Consider the following 1,057-nt stretch of genomic DNA (forward strand, 5'->3'; position numbering starts at 1 on the left):
GAAAAATGGAATCACACGATCCCAAGCGCGGCGCCAAGCAGCCACTACCGTTGGATACTGCTTGCCCCATGGCCCGCTTTCAAACGCATCCAGCGCCTGCTCGGCCGCTTCGGCGGTGATTGCCTGATAGATCGGTTTGAGTGCCTTGGCCAGTTCGCGACGCTTATCCCAAGCCGCGTAATCAAGGCTGTTGCGGATAAGATGAACAATGCATGTTTGCAGTGTCGTGTCTGGAAATACGGCGCTGAGAGCTTCTGGCATGCCTTTAAGGCCATCGGTCACAGCAATCAACACGTCTTCGACGCCGCGTGTCTTGAGGTCGTTGAAGACCTTCATCCAGAATTTGGCGCCCTCGGTAGTTTCGATCCAAATGCCGAGAATATCGCGTGTTCCGTCAGGCAAAACACCCAGGGCCAAATAGATCGCCTTGTTGCGAACCAGCCCCTCTTCGCGGATTTTGACCCGCAGAGCATCGAAGAAAATAACCGGATACATCGGCTCCAAAGGCCGCTGTTGCCATGCACCGATCTCTGCCATGACCTCGTCGGTTACAGAGCTGATGAAGTCGGGAGAAACGTCCGTACCGTACTGCTCGGAAAGAAACGCACGGATCTCTCTGACAGTCATTCCACGGGCATACATGGCGATGATCTTGTCGTCGAACCCGGTGTAACGGCGCTCGTGTTTGGGAATCAGGATGGGAGAAAAACTGCCGTCCCGGTCGCGAGGAATATCCAGTCGGAGCGGGCCATCGCCGGTTAGAACCGTCTTGCCGCTGTTGCCATTGCGCTGGTTGGTTCCATCCTCTGGGCGCTGCGCGCCCGGCGGATAGCCCAGGTGATGGCCGAGCTCAGCATTTAGCGCTCTCTCGATCAAAGCCTTCTTGAACGCCGCAGAGGCGTCCTCAATGGCTTCAGCGGTCATTGGCCCATCGGTGAATTGCTCGAGCAGCTCTTTCGGGATTTTCGGTAGATCTCGCAACGCGGGTTTCTTCTTGGTTGGCATACATGCACCTCTTACTCATGTTATGCCCGAACACAAAATTTCTGACACCCCC

1 protein-coding gene is annotated in these 1,057 nt (G+C 55.7%); it reads right to left on the minus strand.

The features are described 5' to 3' along the window. Positions 1-1,005: IS256 family transposase (locus tag BZL43_RS12515; RefSeq protein ID WP_095632593.1), on the minus strand; the 1,005-nt coding region annotated here is incomplete at its 3' end. Positions 1,006-1,057 lie beyond the last annotated feature (52 nt).

Origin of the sequence: Pseudomonas sp. PICF141, from assembly GCF_002286815.1 — a bacterium.
Classification (GTDB): Bacteria; Pseudomonadota; Gammaproteobacteria; order Pseudomonadales; family Pseudomonadaceae; genus Aquipseudomonas.